Source organism: uncultured Veillonella sp. (genome assembly GCF_900545795.1).
GTDB lineage: Bacteria > Bacillota > Negativicutes > Veillonellales > Veillonellaceae > Veillonella_A.
The window spans coordinates 76,702-94,934 of the sequence record NZ_URAR01000002.1 but is presented as its reverse complement, the minus strand read 5'-3'; the positions used below and the strand labels follow the sequence as shown (position 1 = coordinate 94,934).

The following is an 18,233-nucleotide window of genomic DNA, read 5'->3' as shown; positions in this document are numbered from 1 at the left end:
ATTCTATCTATAGTTACACATAAATCCGCGGCACTCGTTCAGAGAATCCACAGAATATTTCATATGGTATAGTCCCCACTAAGGTAGCAATTTCAAGGGCTGTAATACTTTCTTCCCCTTGTTTCCCCAAGAGCACTACTTCGTCGCCCGGATGCACCGACACGCCCTCAGGCATAGCCACCATGAGCTGATCCATGCAAACGCGCCCCACAATAGGACAGCGATATCCATTAATTAATACGGCCCCACGATTAGACAAGCTTCTCGGATAGCCATCACCATAACCAACCGGCACAGTAGCCACCGTAGTCACTCGATTAGTCATATAGGTTCCGCCATAGCCAATGCGTTCACCGGATTTTAAATGTTGCACATGAACGACCTTGCTATGAAAACTCAAGGCTGGCCTTAATCCCAAGCGATTAGGCACATCAAGAGATGGCATAATACCATATTGAATGATGCCAGGTCTAGCATCCGTGAACAAGCTATCTTTTACATCAAGTAGCCCTGCGCTATTCGCCATGGAGAAACGAAATGGCTCGCTTCGATGAGCCCTAACCATTTCCACCATATGACGGAACGCCTCTGTTTGTTTATGAGCACTTGTTTTATCCGCACTATCAGCATTTGCCATATGAGAGAAAAATCCATCTACACGCAAATGCGGAAAGCTCTCTATTTTAGCCATAAAGTCTAACGCACTATCTGGGTGAATACCAATGCGATGCATCCCCGTATCAACAGCAATGCAACACTCAATAATCACATCATGACGCGCCGCACAAGCTTCTAACGCCTCTAAATCAGTAGAATCACAAACTGCCGGAATCGATTGACCTTCTACAATTAAATCATAGGATTGAGGTAAAGTAATCCCCAGCAAGTAAATCGGCAAATTAATGCCTGCCCGACGAAGCGGCAAGGCTTCCTCAGGAAAGGCTACTGCCAAAGATTCATAGCCTTCTTCCACTGCAATACGACCTACCATAACACTGCCATGGCCATAACCATTGGCTTTTATTACGGCTGTTGCAGAGCTCCACTCAGGTAAACTATCTTTTATACGCCGTAAATTCTCGCGCAAAATTGCCGTATCTATTCGTAAATGAGTCGGTCTCATAAGTCACCTCTAATTAAAACTATTCGTACCTTCCTATTGTATACCTCTAAGGATTAAATACTCAACTCTTTTTTTATACTTCTGCCAATTTGTCATAGGTAGCCCTTTTCATGTACGCCTACAGTGTATATTTTGCACTTTGTGAAGATACTGTAAAGAGTCATTTACAACATCTACCATATTACCTATCATATTTTAACCTATTATATATATAGCACCATCTATGACTTAAACTCATACGCACCTTATTTTTTATAGATATTTCATTATTTTACAAAAGCTTTACAAAGTATGGAGTAGAAACTTTACAAACTTTGTGTATACTGAATGCACAAGTTAAGAATGTAAGACATCACTCAATTTTACAGGAGGCAACAAATGAAATTCAACTTGAAAGCATTATCAGTCTTAGCCATGGCAGGTGTATTAACCTTAGGTCTAATGGGTTGCGGCAACAGCGGCGACTCCGCTAAGCAAGGAGCAGCACAAGCATTAAAAGGAACAATTACTTCTTCCGGTTCTTCTGCTTTACTTCCATTGGCTAAAGAAGCAGCAGCCGAGTTTAAAAAGAAACACCCTGATGTATCTATCGTACTTAACGGTGGTGGTTCCGGCACAGGTTTAAAACAAGTTTCTGACGGTACTGTAAACATCGGTAACTCCGACGTAGCAGCAGAAACAAAATTACCTAAAGAAAAAGCCGCTGAACTAGTAGACCACAAAGTAGCTGTAGTTACAGTAGCAGCTGTAGCCAATAAAGAAGTTGGCGCCGCTGTATCAAGTCTTACACAACAACAATTAATCGACATCTTCACTGGTAAGGTAACTAACTGGAAAGAAGTTGGCGGTCCTGATGTAAACGTAGTTCTTGTAACTCGTCCTTCCACATCTGGTACACGTGCACTCTTCACAGAATTCGCACTTAACAACAACCAAGAAGTGTCCAACAAATCTCTTGAAACAGATGATTCCGGCGCACTTATCCAAAGCATCTCTAACACACCAGGTGCTATCGGTTATGTAGCTTTACCTTACTTGTTAAACAACACAAGCGTAACTCCAATCTCCATTGATGGTGTAGCACCTTCCTTAGAAAACACTTACAATGGCACTTACAAAGTATGGGGCTACGAACACATGTACACTAAAGGCCAACCAGACGCAGTTCAAAAAGCATACCTTGACTTCATCATGTCCGACGAATTCGGTAAAATCCTTGAAGGCAAAGGCTATGGTATCGCTGCTAAAGTAAAAACGGGGAAATAAAGGATGAACATTGAAAGCACACTTCGAAACGATCGAATCTGGCGCCATGTGATCCAAGGAGCAGGCTTTTGCCTGCTCCTTCTTACCATAGCGATAGGTGTATTCCTAATCTATCGAGGTACTGGCACCTTCACAACATATGGACATAGTATTTCAGAATTCTTATTTAGCACTACATTTAAACCTGAAGACACCTTAAATGGTGGTGGCCAAGTAGGCGCTGCCATCTTCATCATTGGTTCTTTAATCACTTGTGGTCTTGCCTTACTTATGGCTACACCAGTAAGTATTGGTCTTGCTATTTACATGGCAGAAATTACCCCTTCCATGGGCCGTCGTTTCTGGCAACCAGTTATTGAAATTTTCGTAGGTATTCCATCTATCATTTATGGGTGGTTAGGTCTTACAATCTTAGTTCCATTTATCCAACGAAACACTAGCTCTGATAGTGGCTTCTCTATATTAGCAGCTTCTATTGTACTAGCTATTATGATTTTCCCAACTATTACATCTGTTACAATGAATGCTCTCAATAGTGTTCCTAAAACATATCGCCAAGGCGCTTACGGCTTAGGAGCTACTCGCTGGGAAGTAATTTACAAAATCGTTTTACCAGTAGCTAAACATGGTATTTTAGCTGGCATTATCTTAGGTCTCGCTCGTGCCTTCGGCGAAGCCTTAGCAGTCGCCATGGTAATCGGTAAAATGAAAGCCTTACCAACGTCCCTTCTATCCCCTACAGTTAACTTAACAGGCGCTATCGCCGCTGATATGGGTGGTACGATGGAAGGTAGTGAATATAATTTCGCACTTTGGTCCATGGCTCTTTTACTCTTTATTATTTCCTTATTCTTTATCTTATTGATTCGCTACATTTCAAGTAAAGGAGGCGCGTCCCTTGCAAGCAAGTAAAGCTATCCCGGCTCCACGCCGTCGTGCACTCACTAGTGATCGAATCGTTACCTTGTCACTTCATGTGCTAGCAGGGGCTACGCTATTATTACTCCTCTCCTTTGTAGGCTACATCGCCTACTCTGCGCTGATTGATTTTCAGCCTTCTTTATTGGAGTTCTCCCCTACTGGTATTGGTAATCAATTATTCAACACAGTCTATCTCGTGTTCCTATCTTTAATTATCAGCGTGCCGCTTGGCATTGGCGCTGGTATCTACATGGCAGAATATGCCACTCATGGCCGCATTCAAAAAGTATTGCGTATCGCCATTGAAACATTGTCTTCATTGCCATCTATCGTAGTTGGTCTCTTCGGTTACTTAGTGTTCATCATCATGACAAATTCCCAATGGAATCTCTTTGCTGGTGCTTTAACCGTATCTATTTTAACTCTACCTTTAATCGCAACAATTACAGAAGATGCGCTTCGCGCTCTACCTGCATCCTATGCTAAAGGTAGTTATGGTCTTGGAGCCACTAAATGGCAGACAATCAGTCGCGTATTAATTCCAGCGGCCTTCCCAGCTATTATTACGGGGATTATCTTAGCTGCTGGTCGTGTATTCGGTGAAGCCGCAGCGCTTATGTTCACCGCCGGTATGAGTACCGATATTAACTGGAACAGCACGGATATTACATCACCTACAAATGCGTTCAACCCATTCCGCTCTGGTGAAACCTTATCCTTACAAATCTGGGCTTCCCGCAGTGAATCCTTAGACCCACATGCAAGTGCTATGGCCAACTTAAGCGCCTTACTACTCTTAGCCTTAGTATTTATGTTTAGTATTGGAGCACGAGCTCTTAGTCGTTATTTAAATCGTAAAAATTTAGGAGATACAAAATAATGGAAATGTCTAATATGGCTTTATCTACAAATCCACAATCTATCAGCGCAGTCCAAAGTATGGTAGCCGCTCAAGAAGCAATCGCCAATGCTTTTACAGTGGAAGATTTAAACTTCTTTTATGGCTCATTTCATGCCTTAAAAAACATTAATATGGAAATTAAAAAGAATGAAATCACTGCACTCATTGGCCCTTCTGGTTGTGGTAAATCTACTTTTTTACGTATCTTAAATCGCATGAATGACTTAGAAGGTGATATTACTGTAAAAGGTCGCATTTGTCTTGAAGGAGAAGATATTTATAAAGATATCGAACCTATCGTGCTTCGCCACCGTGTAGGCATGGTATTCCAACAGCCAAATCCATTCCCTCAAAGCTTATATGACAATGTAGCCTTCGGCCCTCGCCTACAAGGCATCACTAACAAAACTGATTTAGACCAAATCGTTGAGGAAAGCTTACAACGCGCCTCCCTTTGGAATGAAGTAAAAGATCGCCTCAAAAAAAGTGCTGTAAGTCTCTCCGGTGGTCAACAACAACGCTTGTGCATCGCTCGCACCTTAGCTACTAAACCTGAAGTTATCCTAATGGACGAGCCTACTAGCGCACTAGACCCTATCTCTACAGCCAAAATTGAAGAATTAGCTTTAGAATTAAAAGAGAAATACACTATTGTTATCGTTACACATAATATGCAACAAGCAGCACGTATTTCTGATAAAACAGCTTTCTTCTTAATGGGAGATTTGATAGAATATAATAAGACAAAGGTTATTTTCAGCGATCCACATCAACCAAAAACAGCGGACTACATCAACGGTCGTTTTGGTTAATTGGATACTCATTAAGTCTATTCATCACTGAATAGTTAAAGGAGAGAACCATGAAATCCACCCCACCCTTAGTTTATTGCGTTGAAGATGAGGACAGCATTCGCGGTCTCATCTCATACGTACTCAAAGGGCAGGGATTTGAGGTCGGCACCTTCGAATCAAGCGAGCCCTTCTGGGAGGCTATCGAAGAGCGCCGGCCTCAACTTGTATTACTGGATATTATGCTCGAAGGCGAAGATGGACTGGCCATCCTTCAAAAATTACGCAATAATCCAGCAACCAAGGACCTGCCTATTATTATGTTAACTGCCAAAACTTCAGAGATTGATATCGTCCAAGGCCTAGACAATGGTGCCGATGACTACATCTCTAAGCCTTTTGGCGTAGTAGAACTCGTCTCTCGCATCAAAGCAGTCCTCCGCCGGGCCAATGGACCTAGTACTGCTAAATCTGATGTGCTAGTATGTGACAATTTATCCCTAGATCAAAGCAGTCGCCTCGTGACCTTAGGAGATACAGTGATTCCTTTAACGCTAAAGGAATATGAACTACTCCTCTTCTTTATGGAGAATCCTGGCATCGCCCTATCACGCGAACGCATTATGGAAGTTGTATGGGGCTTTTCCTATGAAGGTGAGTCTCGTACTGTAGACATGCATATAGTAACCCTTAGACAGCAATTAGGCGCAGCTGGCAAGCATTTAAAAACTGTGCGCGGCATCGGCTATCGCTGGGAGACTAAAGTATGAGAAAGAAGTTTTTTAGAGCCCTCTTTGGGCTTGGCATGCTGAGCTTGCTCTTTAGCACTATCATCTTGAGCTATCTGTTTTACAATAGCTGGAAAGAAGACTTTAAAAATGTACTGTATACGGAAACTCGCATCATAGCAGCTGAGGGAAAACTAACTAAGAGCCATCTAGATACGATTAGCAAGGCTACAGATAATGCGCTGCGCATTACCTGGATTTCCTACGAAGGCAAAGTCCTCTATGACAATGCTAGTGACCCTGAGGAAATGGACAATCACCTACAGCGCCCAGAGATTAAAGAAGCTATTTTACATGGTGAAGGTAGTGATATTCGCGATTCCTCTACATTAAATACAATTAGTTATTACGAGGCGCTACGCTTGCCAGATAATTCTATTTTGCGCGTATCTCGCACGGGTTCGACCGTCTATAAAGTAATTTTAGATGCAGCTCCTGGCTTTGTGGCCCTATTCTTAATTCTAACTGGTGGCTGCTATTTAGTAGCCCGTCGTTGGACCTCTGAGGCTATTTACCCTATTGAGGAAATTGTGAAAGCCTGGACCTCTAATACTGACACACAGCCGGTTATTGACGAAGCTTACAATGAAATTACACCGCTCTTATCGCGCCTTTCCTTTCAAAGGCAAGAGCTTGAGACCATGATTTTCCGCCTCCGCGGCGAGAAAAACACCTTGCGTTCCATCATGGAAGAAATGAATGATGGCCTCCTGTTAGCTGAACTAGATGGTACTATCATTGTATATAATAATCATGCGACAGATTTTTTAAATACAAAGTCCTCTTTACATGGTGAGCCACTGCTCCTCTTATCTGATGATATTGAATGGCGTCGCCATGTCATCAATGCCCTCAAAAAGCATCAAGGCGGCGACTACATATATCATCGCGATGGGCAGCATTTTCACATTGTCTTCCACATTACCGAGGACGATCGCTACAAAGGGCGTTTGCTCATCATCATTTCAGACATTACACAGTCTTATCTTGAACAGCAACGACGCCATGAATTTACATCGAATGTAAGTCATGAATTAAAAACCCCACTGACTACCATCAGTGGTTATGCTGAAATTCTCGCCAATGGTATGCATCCATCAAAAGAGGAAGCCACTGTGCTGGGCGGTTATATCCATGCAGCAGCGCTTCATATGCAGGACTTAATTAATACGATTTTAAAATTATCCCGCATCGAGGATGAGCATTCTGAAATTACCTTTGAAACAGCAGCCCTTCGCCGCATCATCCATACGGCCTGGCAATTATTAGAAGGTAAGCGACAGAACAAAAATATAACAATTTCAGTGGTTGGTCCTGAAGCCAATTTAACGCTTTGCACTAAATTAGTAGAAGAAGTATTCATCAATCTCTTCGACAATGCCATTAAATTTAGCCGTGGGATCGATAATCATATTACGGTTAAAATCATTCCAAATGATATGTATACACTTGTAACAGTGACCGACGAAGGCGTTGGTATTCCAAAAGACAAGCAAGCTCGTATCTTCGAACGCTTCTATCAAGCCGATCCTAGTCGCAATAGCAAACGTGAAGGTAGCGGCCTAGGCCTGTCACTAGTAAAACATATTATGGAAATCCATGAAGGCACTGTTAGCGTGGCTAGTGAACCTGGTGAAGGCACCACCTTTACATTAAAGTTCAAAAACAAGCTACATCAAGAAATTGAAGATTAATAAAAATAAAACCTTGGACTCTTATCTTGAGAGTCCAAGGTTTTTTTATTAGAATAATAGACATACTGTATTGCTTGCCCACCGTCTAAGTATACAATACGGCATGTTTCATTAGAGCAATAGACATACTGTATTGCTTAGAACATTAAGAAGGTCATAACTTGAATCGTAATAGCCCCTAAAATCAATGGAATAGCTGTTTGTTTAACCACTTCAAATGGAGATACACCAGCCACGCCAGATACGGCTACTACAACGGCTGCAATTGGTGAAGTGGAGCGGAATATACCAGCTGTTAACTGCATTGGCAATAACATATTAACCGCTTCAATCCCAACTTTATTGGCTACATTAGGTGCAAAGGCAGAGAATGCAAAGAATGGCGCATTACCTGAGCCCATAACGATAGTGGCAGTACCGATAATAGTACACATAACTAAGATCATGGCAGTCGTACCAAAACCTGCATTTTCAGCTAAACCAATAAGATAGTCAATAGCACCCAATTGTTGCAACCCTTTAGCAAATGTTTCACCAGCAATAATAAGAGTTACTACTGTAGCAAATTGTACACCCATGCCATCAAAGAAGCCCTGCATGCTGCTAAATACAGCTTTTAAATTGCGACTGCGAATAAATTCACATAGTAAAGCTACAGCAAAGCCAATATAGAGAGCTACATTGATACCCATTTTAATACCGCCTACTTTAAAGAAACCAAAGAGAAGTACTAAAATAACTGGCACTGCTGGTAAAATAGCATAGAACTTAGGAACTGATTTTCCTTCTTTAGCAGTAGTCTCTACTACAGTTTCACCATCAGGTAATAATCCAAGCTTGCGTTTTTTGTCAAAATATTGCCCTACAAAATAATGCGCTACTACCATAACTAAACTAATCGCAATAGCCACTGGTAATTGGTAACTAACAAAGTAATCAACAGGTGTTAATCCAGAGTATTTAGCCGCTAAAATGGTATTACCTGACGAAGGACCTAAGTCTAAGCAACCATTCGTAGCAATTACTGCTGTTGCGGTAGTGCGACTAACGCCGAGGGAAATATAAAGCGGATACATAGTAACCATCAACAATAACCCAAAGCCTGAAGCACTAGGAATAAATGGGTGCAAACACTGCCCAATCAAGAAACCAGCGCCGAGTACTACATAAGGAGAGCGAATTAAATGTAAAGGCTTAGCTGCTACTTCTACCATCGCTTCACTGGCACCAATTACATTCATGTACTTAGCAAAGCCCGCACACACCATAATCATAAGACCTAAACTACCAGTACGCGTATTCGCTAATACATCTACAAAGCGGAACATATCAAACCATAAATTGCCCGTCGTTTCTTTAGCTGGCAACAAAGGCCCTAAGCCCATCATAAGGGCAATGGCCATCATAACAAAGCCACCGCAAATCAATACAGCTTGTGCCTTGTATTTCTTAAAAATAAAATAGCCTGTAAAACATGTAACTACTAATGCAATAATTGTACCCAGTAAACCTCCTGAACTTGCCATACTCATAACCTCCCTTGAATTAAATTCTTAACACCTTACATAAGATATTTCCTTACTGCTCTTAACTCTTAGATTTAATATATTTACTAGTACTTGCCTGCAATGCTTTTTATTTAGTTACTAAATTTCACCACTCCTTTCAGCATTAAATTCAGCTTTAATATGTTCTAATACCTCAGGATGAGTGACTAAATGTTGTACTGTTAAGGCTAAAATTTTTGCACCATTTACTATAGTCTCACTTGCTTGACTACTTTTTCCTAAATCCAGCCAACCTTGCGAATGACTTGATACACCACGATCAACATACTTTACCCTTATACAAGCGCCAGGGACTCTATAAGTGACACTAGAGAAATCTGTAGACCCCGTCTTTTTTCTAGGAGGCGAAATATCAGGTGCATCAATTTTAGCTGCATATGTAAGCAATAATTCGTTTAGGGACGGCACATTAAACTTATTATCATATGCTTTTTTAGTCACTAGCTCAACACGCGTACCAGTTTGTAATGCAGCACCTTCTGCCACTTGTTTAACACGTTCTAATACTTTATCTAGCGCGGCCCTTGTATTCGCTCTAATATACCACTGTGTAGAGGCGAATTCTGGCACAATATTAGCTGCTTTACCTCCATCAGTAATAATTCCATGCATTCGTACGTCATCAGGGACATGCTCTCTTAAAAACTCCATGCCATTGAAAAATGACAATACTCCATCCAAAGCGCTAATCCCCTGTTCTGGTGCAATCGCTGCATGGGCGGCCTTTCCATAGAAATTAAAATCAATCATATGTAATGCTAAGGACTTACCATCTACTGTAGTCGAATCACTACCATGCATCATAAAGACTACATCTAAATCATCAAATATTCCCTCTGCAGTCATCGTAAGCTTGCCACTTGCGGTCTCTTCAGCTGGTGTTCCATATACTAAAAGAGTCACAGGCTTAACTAAAATATTTTTTAATGCTATGGCTGCACCAACTATGGCTGGTCCTTGCATATGATGTCCACAAGCATGGCCTAAACCTTCTAAGGCGTCATATTCGCAAAGCAATCCAACCCTAGGACCTCCACCGTCAATATGATATTCTGCTTTAAAGGCAGTAGCTAAACCACTTACCTCTCTTTGTACTGAAAAGCCATGTCGTTCTAAATAATCACATAGCAATCTATGTGCTTTGACTTCCTCATGACCTAACTCTGGATGATCAAAAATATAGTCACTCATGTCTTTCAATTCACATTGTAGTGAATCAATAGCTTCTATTATTTTCTGCTCCTCATCCATGGCCTCACCTCCTCATTAGTGTAGAATCTTTACACTAATACCTTACTCAACATTTTACATTATTATGACTTTTATTACTATTAAAAATACTAAATTATCATGCAAGTTTTTTAGAGTGGCTATAAATTTTATTTTATCTAGCACCTTATAATAAATACATTTCTTTATAAAATAAAAAAGATATGCCCAATGGGGTTAATCCTATTGGGCATATCCTTTTATTATGTACTCACATTGCACATATATTAAGTTATTTATTTTTTATCAATCTGCACCCAAATTGGGTTAGTAACAGCATAATTATCATTTGCATCCATAACAACTAAATTATACCATCCATTATTTTCAATTATATCCTCAAAGTCTAAACGATATTGGCTCACAGGACTCGCGTCAAATTGCATTGTTTTAACTATTTCGCCATTTTTTATTACATTTACTAAAGCCAATCCATTAACAGATTGAAGATCAAAGCCTAAATGTATCTTACCATCTTTATTAGCCACTACTGTATTCCCAAATACATTATCTACATCAGGGAAAATAATTGGCCCCATGGACATATAAGCATGTCCTTCTTTTAATGCGGCTAAATAAGACTCATGGTTAAATTCACCTGGTACATAGGCAATCATCCGAATAATTCCTGGATATAAAGCAGATGTTACATCATGTTGATCAGATCCAGCAGATAAATATTTCTTTTCACCCTTATTCCAGAATTTAGTCATCACTTCATCTAAAGTGCGTTTATCCCAATTCTTTTCATTGTTGTTGCCATACAAATTAATAGTCTTTTGTAATTCAACTAAATCATAGTCATCAGCGCCATCTTCCTGACCACCAATAACACCAGCTCGATTTAAATAGAAACCATAGTCAGTATATGGATGATTTAAAACTACTGTTGCGCCCATTTTATGAGCTAATTCATTAATTTCCTTTGGCGTTGAAGTAGGCGCTATAGGAGTCTCCTTTAAACCCTTATAAGGTACATTTAAGATTCCCCAATGTCCCCAACCTGGCGATACTTCCAAGCTAGATAAAAACTTATGACCAGCTTTATTAGTAATAGCATACATTTCCGCATTATTATTAATAGAGTCATGATCAGATATAACATGTAAGTCTAATTTAGCTGCTACTTGTGCATTAAATAAGGCTTGTGGGCTAGTTGCACCATCGCCAATATTAGAATGCTGATGATTATCGACAGAGTACCAATTTTTCGAATTAATATCAATCAATGTAGGAATTACAACTTGCGTGCTATACGGTTCACCAGATTTTAACGGTACTTCAATTCGTGTAGTACGTGCAAAATAATCTTTCCCATAATCGAACTCTATAACTGTGTTTCCTTCCACTGCTTGGAAAGTAAATTCAGCTATATTATTTTCTGGATTAGTAAAGTACACTGTACTGCCAATCGTTTTAACCCCCATAGTAGCTTCTGGGAATGTAATTCGCGCTGGGATGGAACGACCTTGCTCATCTACAGGCTGAATATTCAAATACGCTCCTTCGTTCAATACTAAATTTAGGTTTCCTAGCGAATTATTATTTACATTCACTGCTGCAGATGGCGTCATTCCCTCAGCTTCTGCATGGATATTATACATACCTTTAGGTAAGGAGAAGTCATATTCTCCATTTTCATTGGTCACATGCCATACTAAAGGCTGCATATTTCGTATTACTACATCCTCATTTAAGCTTTCATCTGATTTAGGAGTTCTTACATAAGCACCATCTTTGGATACAATAACATAGGCACCTGCCACAGGCTTACCAACTCTATCTACTACTTGTCCCTTAATATGAATTACTTCAGCTGCCTGATTTTTTTGTAAGTAACGCTCTAAAATTGGCGTAGTACTTCCATTATTGTTGATAAGGATTTCACCTGTATATACATAACTTTCCTTTGCTTTTATATCTCGTAATGTGTATAAATCCTTATAGCCTGATGATCCCTTATAAGCATCTGCACCATCTTGCTGTACTGAAATAGCATAATTCTTGCCATAGCTAACTATATAATTACCTAGCTCTTCATTTAAACGTGAATCATTGCCTACTCGGATGCCAGTGATTTTTTTATCTGGATAATATCCAAATGGACCATACATACTATCTGCTAAAGTACTAATAGAATATCCCGAATACATATTCTTATAGTCATCAGCTCCCGGATTAGTAACTGTTGTTTTCACTGGAATATAATTACTATCTGGCTTAATTGTGTACTCTATGGTCACATCTAAAGGCTTATCATGCCCCTCAGAATAATACTGTGTATCAGCTTGTACAATAACATTCTCTCCATCTTTACGATATGTTATATGTTCTCTATCTGGATGCAATAAGTCTTTACCTTCATAACTACCAGAGGCAGACCACATATTATTTAAAAACTCAATGTCATTTATTAAATCAATTCCTACTGTCCCAGACTTATCAACTACTGCTATATCTAAGATGCTTCCTTTAGTCATATTCCAATAATTATTAGAGCCTGCAGCAAAAGATACTGCAATCTTATTGTTAATAACTGTAAAATCATCTTCATGGTTGGCCATGCCATTTACTATGGGAGTAGCCCCTTCTTGTACATAGATTCCTTTTACTACCTCTACTGGTTCAGCACCATTAACATAAGGTAAAGATAAGCAGGCACATGCGGCTAACAGTATCGCCATTCGTTTAGTATTCATTCTCTTCTTCATACAAAACTCCTTTAAAATAATTGTATACCGTAGTTTATTGATAAAAGCTCATTATTCACAGATAAAGTCATATAAAAAAAGGGCTTTGCAGATATAAAATCGCAAAGCCACTTTTTTATTTATTCAAATTCAAGCAGGTTTGTAGCAGTTTGCTAGGCAGATTATTGGTTATCTACTTGAGGAAGAATGATTTCCACGTCAGAATGAGGACGAGGAATTACGTGTACGGATACTAATTCGCCAACGCGTTGAGCTGCTGCTGCACCAGCGTCAGTAGCTGCTTTAACAGCACCTACGTCACCGCGAACCATAACTGTTACGAAACCACCACCGATAGTTTCTTTACCGATTAAATATACATTAGCTGCTTTTACCATTGCGTCAGCTGCTTCGATAGAACCTACTAAACCTTTAGTTTCAACTAAACCTAATGCTTCGTTTTTCATAATGAATACCTCCAATTATGTACTAATTACATAAAACTAAATTTAACAATACATAGTAATATAAAGTATTAAACTTGCACCTAATCCTACCTACAAACCAACTTTCCGACTTCACGGTTGTAATAGTTATATTCTGCCTTCTGTAGGTGCGATTTAACTATTGAAATGAGCTAAACAACTATTGTGAGGACTTATAGCCCTATCATAATATTATTGTTGTTTTTGTAAGAAAGCAAGTACTTCTGCAACTGCATTACGCAAGCTTTCATCAGTAGTTACAGAACCAGCACTTTGGCTAGCACCTTGAGCAGATGCGCTGCAACCACAGTTAACACCAGTGATTTCATCAGTTGGGTAGCATTCTTCTAAACCATAAGCCACACGCTTAATATTAATTAAGTTAAGTGGAGATACGTTATCAGAAGTAGCGCTGCCACCTTGTGTACCACAACCTAGTGTGAAGGCTGGTAATAAACCAGTACATGCACCAGTACCACCTTGAGAACCAGAAGTGTTTACAAGGATACGGTTAACTGGTTTAATCGAGAAGGCCATAGCAATTTCTGGATTGCTAGTATGAAGAGTCATAGTGTGACCTGTACCGCAATTGTTTAAGATTTCGATACAAAGTTCACAGCCTTCATGCCAATCTTTAACTACATAGTAGCCAAGTACAGTTGTCAATTTTTCATAGGATAATGGGCTATCTTTACCTACACCAGTTTGTTTGCCGATTAAAATCTTAGTGCCTGCAGGAATTGTAATTCCAGCCGCATCAGCTAATACTTGTGGCGGACGACCTACGAATTGCGCATTCATAGCAAAGCCTTTTTTGAAGAGAATCTTGCAGATTTTCTTAGTTTCATCTTCGCTCATGAAGTAGCAACCTTGGCGAGTAAATTCAGCTTCCACTTGATCTTTAATGCATTCTTCAACTACGATGCTTTGTTCAGATGCACAAACTGTACCATAGTCAAATGTTTTACTAGCAATAATGCGGCGAACTGCATTTGGAATGTCAGCCGTGCGTTCAATAAAGCATGGACCGTTACCAGGGCCTACGCCTAAAGCTGGTTTACCAGAGCTATAGGCAGCGCGAACCATCGCTTCACCACCAGTAGCAATAATCATATTAACTTCTGGCGCATGAAGAAGTTCTTTTGTTGCTGCCATAGAAGGCATTGTTACCCAAGTAATAATATCCTTAGGTGCTCCTGCCATTTCAGCTGCTTCAGCCATTAAACGAGCGGCTTCGCCAGTCGCATGTTTAGCAGATGGATGCGGGGAGAACACAATACCATTTCTAGCTTTTAAAGCGATAATCGCTTTGTAAATAACTGTTGAAGTAGGATTTGTTGAAGGGATGATACCAAATAATAAACCAACTGGTACACCGATTTCAATAACGCGTTTAGCTGTATCGTTATTGATAATCCCACTTACTTTCATATCCTTAATATCACGATATAAGATAGTAGAAGCAAGTTTGTTCTTAGTGATTTTATCAACCACTTTACCAAAGCCAGTTTCTTCAACTGCCATGCGAGCTAAGCGCTCAGCATTTTCTTCGGCAACACGAACCATATTTTGTAAAATGCGGTCCACTTGTTCATCTGTAAAATTAGCAAATTCTTGTTGTGCTTTTTTTGCTCGACGTGCACAGCAGCGAGCTTCTTGTATGGATTGTAGATCTTTATCGAAAGTAGTTTCCAATGTTCTACATCCTCCTTTCCCATACCTAATTATGCCATCGTTTCTGCCCAGTTAGCTGGGTAGGTTACATAAAAAACCTTTGCGTATTCATCTGCGCCCCAAATAACATCAGAGTTCTTTGGCACGTATAAAACGTCGCCTGCTTTTGCGGTGCGTTTAACCCCATTAATAGTTACATTCAATTCGCCTTCTAAGACAATGTCAATTTCATCGTAAAGCAATTTCCAAGGGAATTTTGACCCTACGATTTTTAAAAGACCTGCACTAATATTAGGCGAGTCGCTATAACCAATTAATTCTTTATATTGTACATTCGCGCCAGGCACGCCTGTATCAAACACTTCAAAATCAACATCTTGTGTGCGTACAATTTGTAAGCCCGATGCGTCCTTATCCCTAACGAGACCATCGGATGCCACTGTGCCGCCCACTTTATTGATTAAGATAGATTGCAATAAATCCAGCACTTGATTTCCTGTAGAAGGAGCTGTGCCTGCTACTGCTTCTATAGCTTGACTACCTACTGGGGTAGCACTTAAAGAAATTTGTTCCGTAAAAGTAATACCTTTAGCTTTCGCCAAATCCTTTGCAGCTGGTGTGATTAGTGTATTATCATCTATAGCAATTGTAGTCTGCTTATTTGACAATGCGCTTTCCACATCAGACATAGTAATCAATTTTTTCAACACGTCTCACCACCTTTTACTTTGGATTCGCTCTAAAAAGAACTTTTTGCTGTTCAATTTCTTCACTTATCTTTTTCATAGCCGTCTCAACGCTAGAAGTATCACCAAAAACGGCAATCATAACTAAGTTCTGAGGGCAATTCCCTCGTACGTCAACAACGGTAACACCTGATGCCTTCTCCGCTACATCGGCAGCAAACACCATATCACAGAGCTTACCTTGCATAAGACCAATCGCTTCATAGTCTTTTACAGCAAGCTTTGTAGATGCATCAATGCGGCGCTGTAAGATGGAGCTAACACCGGAAGTTGGTGCTTTAATAATTCTGTAGTCCATATTAAACCTCCGCTAATTCTTTAATAATTTCTTCTATTTGACAGACACAAGCCGCCATCACTTGTTTATAACTAGTTAAACAGGTTCTATCTGCATTCATCTGCTGAATTGCTGTTAAACAGCTCACTCTAACCAAGTTTAACTGTCCTACAAACAATGCATAAGGTGCTTCCACAGCAATTTGATGTATAGCAAATTCTTCATCAGGTGCCATATGTTTTATAGACTCTAATGCTGCTAAACTAATCTCTTTTTGTGTTTTTATCGCCGCTTGAGCAGCCACTAATGTATCGTGTATGCTCTTTAGTTTATCACTAAGACTGCGATGACACATGGTAGCAACCGTCGTTTGAGCCACAAATAAATGTGCTAAGGCCCATTCAATAGAAACTCCGACTTGAGCTCCCATATTAAAAGAGGTTGCTTTTGGAGATGCCTCTGCAGAAGATATTTTATTGTTCCCTGTTTTTGGTTGAAGCTTTTGATCCTCATAGTGGACTACTATCCGGCGGTCTACGAGGAACTGATACGCTTCTGGCGTCAGGCGCGTGTCCTTGCCTACGTGAAATGACTCAAACGGTGCTTGCCGATATTGCCATCGCAACGTATCTTCTGTAATAAATTTCATACATTGGCTCCCATGTATTAATATAGAAGCTTACAAAACTCTTTATAGGCTAAAATGTCTTCTTTACCTTGTTCAGTTTTACTAGACCATTCAATCACTGGTTCAGTAATTCCAATCCACTGTAAAGTATCGTAGGCTTTTTGAATTTGAGCTTCATTAGCTAAATCACATTTGGTAATAATACCACAAATCGTCCCATGAAAAGATTTCGAGAAAGAAGGCGGATATTCCTGCTTTTGCTGTAGTGGATCTACGAGGAAAAACACTACACTAGCATCTTGATTCGATGCGATTAAACAATCATACATCCACGGACTTTCCAAATATCCACTAGGCATATCAATAGTATATTCACCATATCGAATATCTGATGTAGCTTTAAGTTCGTTGACTTTATCTTCAATTACATTAGCTAGGGTCGTCTTACCAGACTGCCTAGGGCCAATAATCATAATCTTAAGTCTCATATTAAGCCTTTGTAACCGTAGCTGGTGTAAATCCTAAGAGCGTATGAAGGGTATCATTAATAGCATTAACACTTGTTTCCACACTGGATACATCACCAGTGATAACTAAAGACCCTGTAAACCGATCGAGAAAGCCCAAGTGTACATTGGCGGCCTTCCGTGCTATATCGCCTGCTATAATAGCGCCTTCAGCTGGTGAAATCGTCAATACTCCAATAGCTCCTACGGGGTCAACACCGATTCGTTGATACACCTCTTCATCAGGTGAAGCAATAATATGAGCCATCGTAACTTGTTTACCTGGGACTAGTTCTTGAATTATTCGTTGCTTATTCGTATCTAATACATCCATAGTTTCCCTCACTACTGTAACTCTATATACTGCTTATATGTCTCTACTATAAGATTTATACCTGCCTGATTCATCTCCTTAGCATAGGCGACTAAACGCTGCAAGGTATCTTCACTATAGGTAAAGAACTCACCTTTTAGATATGTATCTATGGACGTATCATTAGTGCCATCTGCACTTACAGAGCGGCCTAATGTTACCGTCTTAGGTACTATCGTTTTTGCCTCTTCATACCATGCCTTATGATATGTTAACAGTTCCGTTACTAAAGCTATCTTATTAGGCGTTTTTGCAGGTAGTTCATTCTTAATCTGATCATACGCCGCTGGCGCTGTATCTTCCATCATATACCCATACTTTTCAATCATCAGATTGCGTCGTTCACTAAGAGCTTTGTGAATGTCTCTGAGATAGGAAGCTTGAATATCTAAAGGATATACATTCCATTGACTTCGTCTCATAAGAAGAAACATATATTTATTATTTTTGCATTCTAAATGTTTTTGATTGCTGCGCGTTGCTAGCAACATATCCCATTCATAATTTGCAATCTTATCAATAACCTGCATATA

18 protein-coding genes are annotated in these 18,233 nt (G+C 39.8%); 6 read left to right on the top strand and 12 right to left on the bottom strand.

The window, feature by feature from the left end; translation table 11 throughout:
- Positions 1 to 13: 13 nt before the first annotated feature.
- Positions 14 to 1,123 (bottom strand): alanine racemase, encoded by a 1,110-nt coding sequence (gene alr / locus QZR90_RS01905; RefSeq protein WP_295788158.1) that lies wholly within the window; start codon positions 1,121 to 1,123, stop codon positions 14 to 16.
- Positions 1,124 to 1,501: 378 nt separating this feature from the next.
- Here alr and QZR90_RS01900 point away from each other — a divergent pair, with 378 nt between their 5' ends.
- Genes QZR90_RS01900 through QZR90_RS01875 form a run of 6 tightly spaced genes read left to right on the top strand, consistent with a single transcriptional unit; the run spans position 1,502 to position 7,484 of the window.
- Entirely contained in the window at positions 1,502 to 2,389 is an 888-nt protein-coding gene (locus QZR90_RS01900; RefSeq protein ID WP_295788156.1) for a phosphate ABC transporter substrate-binding protein, read from the top strand.
- A gap of 3 nt (positions 2,390 to 2,392) precedes the next feature.
- Positions 2,393 to 3,301, top strand: a complete 909-nt coding sequence (gene pstC, locus QZR90_RS01895) for a phosphate ABC transporter permease subunit PstC (RefSeq protein ID WP_295788155.1) — start codon at positions 2,393 to 2,395, stop codon at positions 3,299 to 3,301.
- The gene (gene pstA / locus QZR90_RS01890; RefSeq protein ID WP_295788153.1) at positions 3,288 to 4,190 is read left to right on the top strand and encodes a phosphate ABC transporter permease PstA; all 903 of its coding nucleotides are present in this window, start codon (positions 3,288 to 3,290) and stop codon (positions 4,188 to 4,190) included. The genes pstC and pstA overlap by 14 nt, the downstream gene beginning before the upstream one ends.
- A gap of 59 nt (positions 4,191 to 4,249) precedes the next feature.
- Positions 4,250 to 5,023, top strand: a complete 774-nt coding sequence (gene pstB / locus QZR90_RS01885; protein WP_295788302.1) for a phosphate ABC transporter ATP-binding protein PstB — start codon at positions 4,250 to 4,252, stop codon at positions 5,021 to 5,023.
- A 50-nt stretch (positions 5,024 to 5,073) separates the two neighbouring features.
- Positions 5,074 to 5,772, top strand: coding sequence for a response regulator (locus QZR90_RS01880; protein ID WP_295788151.1), 699 nt, complete (start codon positions 5,074 to 5,076; stop codon positions 5,770 to 5,772).
- On the top strand, positions 5,769 to 7,484 hold the full coding sequence (locus QZR90_RS01875; protein WP_295788149.1) for a cell wall metabolism sensor histidine kinase WalK: 1,716 nt from the start codon (positions 5,769 to 5,771) through the stop codon (positions 7,482 to 7,484). The genes QZR90_RS01880 and QZR90_RS01875 overlap by 4 nt, the downstream gene beginning before the upstream one ends.
- Positions 7,485 to 7,621: 137 nt before the next feature.
- Here QZR90_RS01875 and dcuC read toward each other — a convergent pair whose 3' ends face one another.
- The 11 genes from dcuC to QZR90_RS01820 form a co-directional block, all read right to left on the bottom strand.
- The gene (gene dcuC, locus QZR90_RS01870) at positions 7,622 to 9,010 is read right to left on the bottom strand and encodes a C4-dicarboxylate transporter DcuC (RefSeq protein WP_295788147.1); all 1,389 of its coding nucleotides are present in this window, start codon (positions 9,008 to 9,010) and stop codon (positions 7,622 to 7,624) included.
- 120 nt (positions 9,011 to 9,130) lie between these two features.
- Complete coding sequence (locus QZR90_RS01865; protein WP_295788145.1) at positions 9,131 to 10,303, bottom strand: M20 family metallopeptidase; 1,173 nt, start codon at positions 10,301 to 10,303, stop codon at positions 9,131 to 9,133.
- Positions 10,304 to 10,557: 254 nt separating this feature from the next.
- Positions 10,558 to 13,032, bottom strand: coding sequence for a CehA/McbA family metallohydrolase (locus tag QZR90_RS01860; RefSeq protein ID WP_295788143.1), 2,475 nt, complete (start codon positions 13,030 to 13,032; stop codon positions 10,558 to 10,560).
- A 161-nt stretch (positions 13,033 to 13,193) separates the two neighbouring features.
- Entirely contained in the window at positions 13,194 to 13,478 is a 285-nt protein-coding gene (gene eutM / locus QZR90_RS01855) for an ethanolamine utilization microcompartment protein EutM (RefSeq protein ID WP_295788140.1), read from the bottom strand.
- Positions 13,479 to 13,688: 210 nt separating this feature from the next.
- Positions 13,689 to 15,191, bottom strand: coding sequence for an acetaldehyde dehydrogenase (acetylating) (locus tag QZR90_RS01850; protein WP_295788138.1), 1,503 nt, complete (start codon positions 15,189 to 15,191; stop codon positions 13,689 to 13,691).
- Between the two features lie 29 nt (positions 15,192 to 15,220).
- Positions 15,221 to 15,880, bottom strand: coding sequence for a cupin domain-containing protein (locus QZR90_RS01845; RefSeq protein WP_295788136.1), 660 nt, complete (start codon positions 15,878 to 15,880; stop codon positions 15,221 to 15,223).
- Positions 15,881 to 15,893: 13 nt separating this feature from the next.
- Complete coding sequence (locus tag QZR90_RS01840) at positions 15,894 to 16,214, bottom strand: BMC domain-containing protein (protein WP_295788134.1); 321 nt, start codon at positions 16,212 to 16,214, stop codon at positions 15,894 to 15,896.
- Between the two features lies 1 nt (position 16,215).
- Positions 16,216 to 16,842 carry a hypothetical protein gene (locus QZR90_RS01835; RefSeq protein WP_295788132.1) on the bottom strand — a complete coding sequence of 209 codons (627 nt, stop codon included), beginning with the start codon at positions 16,840 to 16,842 and terminating at the stop codon, positions 16,216 to 16,218.
- A gap of 17 nt (positions 16,843 to 16,859) precedes the next feature.
- Positions 16,860 to 17,309, bottom strand: coding sequence for a EutP/PduV family microcompartment system protein (locus QZR90_RS01830; RefSeq protein ID WP_295788131.1), 450 nt, complete (start codon positions 17,307 to 17,309; stop codon positions 16,860 to 16,862).
- A 1-nt stretch (position 17,310) separates the two neighbouring features.
- The gene (locus tag QZR90_RS01825; RefSeq protein ID WP_295788129.1) at positions 17,311 to 17,661 is read right to left on the bottom strand and encodes a BMC domain-containing protein; all 351 of its coding nucleotides are present in this window, start codon (positions 17,659 to 17,661) and stop codon (positions 17,311 to 17,313) included.
- Positions 17,662 to 17,672: 11 nt separating this feature from the next.
- Complete coding sequence (locus QZR90_RS01820) at positions 17,673 to 18,230, bottom strand: DUF4125 family protein (protein WP_295788128.1); 558 nt, start codon at positions 18,228 to 18,230, stop codon at positions 17,673 to 17,675.
- Positions 18,231 to 18,233 lie beyond the last annotated feature (3 nt).